Origin of the sequence: Bacteroides sp., assembly GCF_019417265.1 — a bacterium.
Taxonomy (GTDB): domain Bacteria; phylum Bacteroidota; class Bacteroidia; order Bacteroidales; family Bacteroidaceae; genus Phocaeicola.
Genome location: NZ_DXVR01000096.1, coordinates 1 through 10,254, shown reverse-complemented (window position 1 = coordinate 10,254; position 10,254 = coordinate 1). Strand labels below are relative to the sequence as shown.

Sequence of the window (10,254 nt, the reverse complement as noted above, 5' to 3'; positions counted from 1 at the left end):
ATACAAGTATTCGGAATTGATAATTTCAAATTATATTTTTCAAAACGCCTGTTCGCAGAAAGCGTGACACGTACGTGTTCCGCCCGCGTCACGAACGTGTTACGCGCGTTACACGAACGTGTTCCACCCGTTACACGAACGTGTAACGGTTTCTATGCCGAAGAATTATCAGCAGATGACAAAACATTTAATAAAAAATGGACGCACATACGCGGATTATATGCAAAAATCTACAAACAAAGGACAGTATGACATGACAAAAAATCAGTTATAATACTTTTCTTTGATTTACATCAATAAAAGGTCATAAAAAATAGAAAAATATGTCGTAAAACATATTTTGTAAGAAAAAAGGCCTTATCTTTGCAGTGTAAATAAAGAACGAAAGGTTCTAAACTTAACTAAACACACATAAATAATTTAAGGTTAATAGGTAAAATGATTAAGGTAAAAGTCGAAGGCCGACCGTGAGGTTCGCCGGAGAAAAGAAAAGTTTTTATTAACTTAAAAAAGAAAGGATAACAATTATGAAAAAGGTAAAAAGTATTTTTAACAAGATTGCCAATGCAAACCCAATGATCTGGGGTTATGTAATGTTGAATGAAAACATGGCAAACAAAAACTAAAAGCTTTCGGGTCTGAAACGGCCCTTTTAGAGTGAAAATTACGACCGTGAGGTCTGAAAATAAATAAAAGCGTCTGTAATCTGTTTACAGGCGCTTTTTTCTTTTCTGAAAAATGACACACTTAATTTGTCTGTACGAACAGATTTATTTTACTATATTCGCATTCGGAAACAAAACATAAAAGAAACCAAGTATCTCAAAATGACTACAGCAGGCATAGACACCAGTAATCAGGAATTCCAGAATGCACTGAAACTCATACAGTACACTCACCAGTCTGTTTTCCTTACAGGAAAGGCAGGAACAGGAAAATCCACATTCCTGAAATACATATGCCGGAATACCAAAAAGAAATACGTTGTTCTCGCCCCTACCGGCATTGCGGCAATCAATGCAGGAGGCAGTACCATGCACAGTTTCTTCAAGCTGCCATTCCATCCGCTATTGCCCGATGACCCTAAATTCAAGGGTAACAAACTCCATGAATCGCTGAAATATACTTCAAACCACAGAAAACTGCTGAAAAACCTCGAGCTTGTCATTATAGACGAGATTTCAATGGTCAGAGCCGACATTATCGACTTCATCGACAAAGTTCTGAGAGTGTATTCAGGAAATATGCGTGAACCGTTCGGAGGAAAACAGTTACTGCTCGTAGGCGATGTGTTCCAGCTCGAGCCGGTGGTGAAAAGCGATGAAAAGGAGATACTAAGCAGATTCTACCCTAACCCGTACTTTTTCTCGGCCAAAGTCTTTCAGCAGATAGAATTGGTTTCCATAGAACTTACGAAAGTCTACAGACAGACCGACAAGGCTTTTGTCGGGATACTGGACCATATCCGTACGAATACGGCACGTGCTGCTGATTTACAGCTGCTTAACACACGTTTCAACGCCGGGATATCGCATAATGAGAACGACATGTACATCACTCTTGCCACAAGGCGTGACAGTGTAGACTTTATAAACGAAAAGAAACTTGAAGAGATAGACAGTCCTCCGGTGATACTGAAAGGAGAAATCCACGGTGAGTTTCCCGAAAGCAGCCTTCCCACAAATATGGAACTTACCGTCAAGAAGGGAGCACAGATAATCTTCATCAAGAATGATATGGAGAAACGCTGGGTGAACGGTACCCTGGGCACCATAACCGGTTTCCTTCCGGACGGAAGCATCAGCATCACTACCGAAGAAGGCAGGGAGTTCTATGTGGAACAGGAAAGCTGGAGCAACATACGCTATCACTATAACGAACAGGAAAAGAAGATTGAAGAAGAGGAATTAGGTACATTCAAGCAGTTCCCCATCAAGCTGGCATGGGCTATAACCGTACATAAAAGCCAGGGACTGACGTTCAGCCGCGTAATCATAGACTTCACCGGAGGAGTTTTCGCCGGCGGACAAACTTATGTGGCATTGAGCAGATGTACATCCCTCGAAGGCATACAGTTGAAGAAGGAAATAGCCCGTACAGACATATTCGTAAAACCGGAGATAACAGAATTTGCACAAAAGTTCAACGATGCAATGTCGATAGACCGTGCCATGAAAAAGGCACAGGCAGACATCGAATATGAAAATGCCGTAAAGGAGTTCGACAAAGGTAACTTCGCCGGATTCTTAGACAGTTTTTTCAAGGCCATACACAGCCGCTATGACATAGAGAAGCCTCTTATACAGAGATTTATCAGAAAGAAACTCGGCATAATAAACAAGTTGAAGGAAGAAAACAAATCCCTGAAGGAGGAACTGAGAAAACAAAAGGAGAGTCTGAAGAAATATGCCCACGAATATTATCTCATGGGCAACGAATGTATCACAAAAGCCAAGGACACGAGGGCTGCACATGCCAATTTCAACAAGGCTATCGAACTGTATCCCGAATTTGTAGACGCATGGGTAAGAAAAGGTGTGACATACTTTGACGAGGACAACATAGAAGAAGCGGAAAGATGCCTCAACCATGCCCTGAAGATACAGCCGAACAATTTTAAGGCTGTCTACAATCGCGGAAAACTAAGGCTCTTCACAGAAAGAATAGAAGAAGCCATCTCAGACCTCGACAGGGCTACAAGCCTGAAACCGGAAAATGCCGGAGCACACCAGTTCTTCGGAGAAGCTCTCGAAGCAGCAGGAATGGAATACGAAGCCGAGATTCAATACAGGATAGCCAAAGAACTAAGAAAGAAAGGCTGAACAAAACAAGATTCTCAATATTTTTTATTATTTTCGCAAATATTCAGAATTTAACGTAATATTATGGGTACATTAATAAAGCTGTACAGCAAGAACAACAGCATAGACACACTGCAGAACATAGCAGACACACTGAATGACGGCGGAATAATAATCTATCCCACCGACACAATGTATGCCATAGGATGCCATGCTCTGAAAGAACGTCCGATAGAACGCATCTGCAAACTAAAAAAAATCGATCCTCGTAAACATCATCTGTCTATTATTTGTTATGATTTAAGTAACATAAGCGAATATGCCAAAGTGAGCAACACTACTTTCAAGTTTATGAAGCGTAACCTGCCCGGACCTTTCACCTTTATTCTGAAAGCAGACAGCCGCCTGCCGAAGATATTCAGAAACAGAAAGGAAGTGGGAATACGTGTACCGGACAACGATATCATCAGGGAAATATGCAGAATGATAGATGCGCCTATCCTGTCGACCACTCTTCCATTGGATGATGGCGAGGACCCGGAATACGTTACAGACCCGGAACTGATTTACGAAAAATTCGGCAATGACGCTGACATCGTGATAGACGGCGGTATAGGCGGACTTGACCCGTCGACAGTAGTCAACTGCTGTGAGGATGAGCCTGAAATAGTACGCCAGGGAAAAGGTATATTGGATGAATAACAAACAATTAAAACAAATATTTAAATTATGCTACTTACATTATTAAACATTGCTTCGAATGTTGCATCAAAAGTAAACATCGAGGCTGTATTGGACAAGCTCATAAGCTGGGGAGTTGAAACAGGGAAAAACATTATCGGAGCGATAATCATCTATGTAGTAGGACGTTTCCTTATAAAACAAGTAGGTAAACTTCTTACTAAGTTCCTTGAAAAACGTAAGCTTGAAATCAGTGTAAAGACATTCCTAAAGAGCCTTCTGAGTATCACTCTTAACCTGATTCTTGCATTTGCGGTAATAGCACGCCTTGGTGTAGAAACCACAAGCTTTGCGGCAATCCTTGCTTCTGCCGGTGTTGCCATCGGTATGGCTCTTTCAGGCAATCTTTCAAACTTTGCAGGCGGACTCATCATCCTGGTGTTCAAGCCTTTCAAGGTAGGCGATTTCATTGATGGTCCGGGAGCAAGCGGTACAGTAAAGGAAATACAGATTTTCCATACCATACTCGCAACAGTTGACAACAAAATCATCTACGTGCCGAACGGTTCGATGAGCAGCAACGTAGTGGTGAACTACAGCAAGCAGGATACACGCCGTGCAGAATGGGTTATCGGAGTTGAATATGGCGAGGACTATGAAAAGGTAAAAGCCGTTATCGAACGCCTTATAAACGAAGATGAAAGAATTCTCAAAGACCCTGCACCATTCATCGGTCTTGGAGCACTCTCTGCAAGCAGTGTTGATATCAAGGTACGTGCATGGGCCTCAACAGCCAATTACTGGGACGTGTACTTCGACTTCAACAAGAAAGTTTACGAAACATTCAACAAAGAAGGTATCGGATTCCCATTCCCGCAGCTTACAGTTCATCAGGCAAAGGACTGATTCTGTGCGGAACAGGCCATTAATACATTAAAGCAACTACCCCTGAGAAACATCAGAAACGTTTCTCAGGGGTTAGTTGTTTTAGATATTGTATATGAAAGATGAAAATGATTAAAAATGCACACCCAATGTCATCAAAGCCTGATGACGTTCATTAGTCAAACGTGCAGGCGCCAGACTTGAATCACTGAATGGATAAAAGTCCGATTTATAAAGATTATATTTATATGCTAAATCAACATAAAATATACGTCCTGCATATCCCAAACCTACAGTAACAGTGTTCTGACTGTATTTGTTATTATACTCTACATCAGTACGCATATCGTTGGAAGCCAATGCCTTGTATGCAGTTTTCTTGAATGCCTGCGATGAGAAATTATATCCGGCTCTTACACTGAATGCAGGGGCAATTCTTGTTTCCATACCCAACCTCAATGTATGCAAACCTTTTACGTCTTCATTTATAACCTCGTTCATCTCAGTCATTGCATAACCGTCATAGTAATACAGTTTACTATGATTATGTGCAGCAAACTCATACTCTGCTCCTACAGCCATAATACCACCAAAAACTGTTCCCATATTCACGTTAAACTTCCATGATGTAGTAAGTCTGTAATCCTGCTTTGTTTCGCCGCCTACATAATCATATACATTTTCATTTATCTGTTCTATTTCCTCTTTTACAGCATTCTCAGTTTTATCAAAAACCTGATATGTTATATCAGAATAGATTGAAGAATTATATGTATCAGTCAATGTATACCACGTAGGAGTATGTATTGCAAAACCGAAACGGAAAGCAGAATCATCTATTGGTCGGAAAATAGCACCAAGCTTTAAATCAAATCCGGTACCGGTGGTTCTATGTGTATTATTCAACTGATAAAAGCCTCCATGATTTAGAGTTATACCGGATTCTTCAGATTGGCTATTAATTGATTCCTCATAAAGAGTCGTACGTCTGTAATCAACCTCATATACTCCCAATGTTGCACCGAAATACATTTTCTCCTGAACATTGAATGACACATTGAAATCATACTGTTGTATGCCACCTTCCTCACGGCTGTTATAGTAATTCCGGTCACCATTCCACCCTTTTAATTTTGAAGTAACAGCATCGATACCTACAAGTCCTGTTCTGACTCCCATCACTCCCAGATATGGATAATTCACATTATATGGGTTCTGTATTCCATCAACATCACCATAATTATATATATCATCAATCTCAGACAACGCTCCGACAGTTCCTCCTATCATATTTGCCATCTGCCAAGTCTGCGACAATCCATCAAGAAATCCTCCTGAAGAAAAAATCTTATTCAGATTGTTGCTTTTATGATAATTGAATCCGAAGTTCAGATAACGCAAGTTTGTCCTGTTTCCAATCTTTGTTGAATAGACAAAACCTATCTGGTCGAAAGACATATTGTTCTTCTTTTCTTTCATGGTAACCCCGGTAAAATCACTTTTCACATGGGTACTGTTGAAACTGAAAGAAGTTGAAACATCATGCCCTCTGAACAATGCTATACCGGCCGGATTTGTTCCTATGACAGATATATCAGCTCCCAAAGCGCCCATAGCACCACCCATACCTACAAATCTGGCAGTTCCGTTCAATTCACTGTCTGAGAAACGAAAAGCATCATATTGAGTCTGCGCACCGGCTGATACTGCAACCATCGCAGCACATAAAAATATATACTTGGTTTTCATATTCGCTTTTTAAAAAATTTCTTCAACTTATCTTCTTCTTACTCCGCCACCGGACTTTGAACCACCGGAAGTACCATAATTTCTTGAAGAGCTACCGCTTGTGGTAGTAGAACGATAACTGCTTCCACCATAATTACGGGTAGTAGTCGTAACATTACTTCTATTGGAATTATAGTTGTTTCTGTTAGAATTATAAGTTCCGTTGTTTACGTTGTAATTTCTATTCGAATTTACCCTTGTACTGCTTGGGCGTGTATAGTTACTTTCCCTGTTGTTGGTCATACTTGGGCGAGTATAAACTCTTGAAGTAGAGGTACGGGTATTAGGAGTTCCTACACGTACAGATGAACTGGAATTTTCGCTTCCTCTAACAACTCTACCACCTGTTCTACCGTTATTATCCCGGGTATTTACAATTCTCGAATAACTGTTATTTCCTACACCGGACTGTGTATTTCTGTAACTGATATTTCTACCGGAATATCCATATTCAGCTTTTCGTGTATTGTAGTTATAATGTACCGGTCTGCTCCATCCATAATACGGATAATGATGGTGATGACCCCAGTAACCACCCCAATAACCGCCCCAGTAGCCCCAATGACCTGCATACCAAGGAGAATACCATCCTCCGTAATACCAAGGCGAGTACCTTGATGAATACCATGGAGAGTGCCAGCTGAAGCTGAATCCCCAACCCGGACCATAGAAACCTGACGACCATCTCCAGTCCCACCACAGGCGGTTGGTATATGTAGGGAATACATAGGCATACATACCGTCGTCATATACATTCCAATCCCATGAAGGCAACGCGCCATAAACCACGTCCCAATAAAGCGGACTGCTTACAGGTATGGCATAACGCGGATTGCGGAAGCGCACAAGTCGCATGGCATATTCGTAGTCCATATCTGAGCCCTGGAATCCGTTCACCCATTCGCCACGTTCTCCATATGGTTTTTCTTCTATATAAAGAGTATCATTCTCGTATGTAAAAGTATTGTCGCGCGATGTATAACGGCGGTTATACTCATCAACATTGCGTACATTTCCCTTCACATCTTTCACCACTATAGCCGTATTTGCCGGCATCTCGTTCACCGTTTTGTTTGAGACTTCCTTAGGTACCACTCCAACCTTCTGACTCACCTCTGTCTTTTTCTCCTTCTTAGGGATATAATAAAGGTCGTCAGTACTCTGCGCCATTGCCAACCACGGCAGGAAAGCAAACAGCATGGAAGCCAGTACTTTTCTTCTCATCTTCATATCTTTGTAAGTTTTTAAGTTTATAAGTTAGCAGCTTTTTTTACATCCTGCTTTTATTCACGTACAAATATAAGATGATAAAATCATACCATATATAGAATTTCCCTAATATATCATAGGGATTTCCCTATTTTGAGTTTATATAATAAAAATATCGTCCTACCATATCACAATAATAATATGATAAGACGATATAGAATCATAGATAGAAAAGTCCTTTAGTAATTGGCTATTTCTACTACAAATTTTTCCAATCTTACGACAAAAACTTTAGGAAAAGGAATTGTATCCAGAACACGAAAATGAGCATCCTCACTTACTATATAATCAGCACCCGACACTATCGCACAATCAACAAATTTATTATCATCAGGATCTTGTTCTATAAGACGAAAACGAAAATGAGGTGTAAAAAAACGAGTATAAGGACTACGAGCTATCGCATTTACAATATTATGAGCTACGGCTTCATTCGCTACTCTACATATAATCTCCTGATACTCTTCCAAAATTTCATTTGTAACACATAAAATATACTTTCCATCTCGAAAAGCCTGCCATGCAGAACGATACGGACTATGAATAGACAACATTTGTACCAAACAATTGGTATCCAATACAATTAACCTGTTCATTGCTTATATGGTGTACGATAATGAGCATTACTTAAATCCTTTAATGTCTGTTCATTCCATCGACCAGACTCCCATAATTTTTCCATTTCTTCATCCGCACGCTTAGCATAATACTCAGATATCACATGCTTAAGTTCATCCAACTCCTTTTCCGAACGCACATTTGCCATAATTTCAAGCATTTCAAGTTGAGCTTTATTAAATACAGTTCTTTCCATATATATGACATTTTAACAGTTCATTTATGCGAAGATAAACAATTAATTCGAATTATAGTATATTTAAATTTATTATTTCACAATATCAAGATAAACAAAGGTAAACAACATTGGCAAAGTTTGGCAGAATGGAATAGTTGTTGTATTTTTGCAACACCAGAACCTCCAAGCCTCTCTACGATGCTCAAATCGGGGGTCGTTTTATTTTTACGCCCTATGAGCATTCAATTTGACAAGACTTATACATACCCAATTGAGATTGTCGCCCTACTGAAAGACAACAGAATTCAATATTAAACAAAAAATATCCACATATGAAATACTTTGAAGTTACATTTTCCGCCAATCCATGTAATGAAACTATTACAGACATCCTTTCCGCACTTACGGCTGAGATTGGTTTTGAAAGTTTTGTAGAATGCGAAGGAGGCATGCAAGCCTATGTACAACAGTCACTTTTCGACGAAGAAGCACTCAAAAACTTAATAGCAGACTTCCCTATCCCGGACACAGAGATAACATACACCATCACAGAACCTGAAGACAAGGACTGGAATGAAGAATGGGAAAAGAACTTCTTCCAACCTATAGTAATAGAAGACAGATGCGTGATACACAGCACTTTTCACAAGGACTATCCTAAGGCAGAATATGACATCGTAATCAATCCGCAGATGGCTTTCGGAACAGGACATCACGAAACTACAAGCTCTATACTTGGCGAACTGCTTGATGCCGACCTGAAAGGCATATCTGTACTCGACATGGGATGCGGAACTTCAATCCTGGCAATCTTAGCAAGCATGAGAGGCGCAGACCCGGTAACAGCTATCGACATAGACGACTGGTGTGTCAACAATTCGCGCGACAACATAGCACTTAACAACATCAACAATATCACAGTGGAATTAGGCGACGCATCACTCCTCGAAGGACGCAAGCCATTCGATGTAATCATAGCAAACATCAACAGAAATATCCTCCTGAACGATATGACCGCCTATACAGCATGTATGCACAAAGGCTCGGAAATATATATGAGCGGATTCTATGTACAGGATATAGATGCCATCCGTAGCAAAGGGGAAAGCCTCGGACTCAAGTTTGTACATTACCGCGAGAAAAACAACTGGGCTGCAGTGAAGCTTATAATGGAATGATAATTTCTACCGAACAGTCAGTGAACAGTGAATGAACGCTCAGTGAACATTGTCCGGACTGATACTTTAAGAAATAGAGGTTCTTCTTTATGTTATTTAAACGGCATTTAAATACTGCTTAAATAGCGTTTAAACAGTGTTCGAACAGCGTTATAATACCGTTCGAACACCATTATAATATTAAAAAACTTTTTTAAGAGCAATTTGTAAAACCAGGAAACGCATAATGAAAGTATTCTCTCCTTCATCATTATGCGTTTTTTCATTGTTCAGCACACGTTCACTGAGCGTTCAGTAAACGTTCACTAATAAATAAATGGACTAATTTGGACTCTACACAATACAAGAATTAATCATATTTTTGAAAAAATAAATACCAACAGAGCGTAATATTAACAAAAAACGTTATATTTGCAATGTTCGACCGGAGAAATGGTTGGACGTAAAGAATGCGTTTTTTGCTTTTATCCTGCAACTGAAATCGCCAATTTCTAAAACAGAAGGATAAAGGACAATATTACGCTCATTTTCTGTTTGTATATGCACCCGGTATGATATCTCCATATCGGTCGATACTACATTCAGGCGTGGGTAAATTGTCTTTGTTCATTTCTGTAAGGTGTTTGGCGATACCAAGTTGCGATGAACAGCATGACAAGCCTCACGCCTTTCTTTGTATAATTTAGTAATGTCGAATTCGGGGGCTTATAGACTGAGAATGATTTTATTATGGGAGCACAAAGTAAAGAATCATTAGAAAAGATTCTAGAAAACCGCAAAAGAACAATAGAGGGAGAGAAAAGAATGATAGAAAATTACAAAACTAAAATTGACAATTTTAAAAAAGAAATAGAAC

The 10,254-nt window shown here is 39.7% G+C and carries 9 protein-coding genes; 5 read left to right on the top strand and 4 right to left on the bottom strand.

Annotation, left to right across the window (positions count from 1 at the left end; all coding sequences use genetic code 11):
- The 4 genes from QZ379_RS10640 to QZ379_RS10625 form a co-directional block, all read left to right on the top strand.
- Positions 1-252 (top strand): hypothetical protein (locus tag QZ379_RS10640; RefSeq protein WP_291564290.1); only part of this gene is annotated, 252 nt, incomplete at its 5' end.
- Between the two features lie 575 nt (positions 253-827).
- The gene (locus QZ379_RS10635) at positions 828-2,822 is read left to right on the top strand and encodes an AAA family ATPase (RefSeq protein WP_291564287.1); all 1,995 of its coding nucleotides are present in this window, start codon (positions 828-830) and stop codon (positions 2,820-2,822) included.
- A gap of 63 nt (positions 2,823-2,885) precedes the next feature.
- Positions 2,886-3,503 carry an L-threonylcarbamoyladenylate synthase gene (locus QZ379_RS10630; protein WP_291564285.1) on the top strand — a complete coding sequence of 206 codons (618 nt, stop codon included), beginning with the start codon at positions 2,886-2,888 and terminating at the stop codon, positions 3,501-3,503.
- 27 nt (positions 3,504-3,530) lie between these two features.
- Entirely contained in the window at positions 3,531-4,388 is an 858-nt protein-coding gene (locus QZ379_RS10625) for a mechanosensitive ion channel domain-containing protein (protein WP_291564282.1), read from the top strand.
- Positions 4,389-4,499: 111 nt separating this feature from the next.
- Here the strand turns inward: QZ379_RS10625 and QZ379_RS10620 are convergent, their stop codons facing one another.
- From QZ379_RS10620 to QZ379_RS10605, 4 genes are all read right to left on the bottom strand, one after another.
- Positions 4,500-6,116, bottom strand: coding sequence for a hypothetical protein (locus QZ379_RS10620; RefSeq protein ID WP_291564279.1), 1,617 nt, complete (start codon positions 6,114-6,116; stop codon positions 4,500-4,502).
- A gap of 27 nt (positions 6,117-6,143) precedes the next feature.
- The gene (locus QZ379_RS10615; RefSeq protein ID WP_291564293.1) at positions 6,144-7,379 is read right to left on the bottom strand and encodes a hypothetical protein; all 1,236 of its coding nucleotides are present in this window, start codon (positions 7,377-7,379) and stop codon (positions 6,144-6,146) included.
- A 224-nt stretch (positions 7,380-7,603) separates the two neighbouring features.
- A complete protein-coding gene (locus QZ379_RS10610) occupies positions 7,604-8,020 on the bottom strand; it encodes a putative toxin-antitoxin system toxin component, PIN family (protein ID WP_291564277.1) in 417 nt (138 codons plus the stop codon).
- Positions 8,017-8,238, bottom strand: a complete 222-nt coding sequence (locus tag QZ379_RS10605) for a dephospho-CoA kinase (protein ID WP_291564274.1) — start codon at positions 8,236-8,238, stop codon at positions 8,017-8,019. The genes QZ379_RS10610 and QZ379_RS10605 overlap by 4 nt, the downstream gene beginning before the upstream one ends.
- A gap of 314 nt (positions 8,239-8,552) precedes the next feature.
- Between QZ379_RS10605 and prmA the strand changes: the two genes are divergently transcribed.
- Positions 8,553-9,398 carry a 50S ribosomal protein L11 methyltransferase gene (prmA, locus tag QZ379_RS10600; RefSeq protein WP_291564272.1) on the top strand — a complete coding sequence of 282 codons (846 nt, stop codon included), beginning with the start codon at positions 8,553-8,555 and terminating at the stop codon, positions 9,396-9,398.
- Positions 9,399-10,254: the final 856 nt, after the last annotated feature.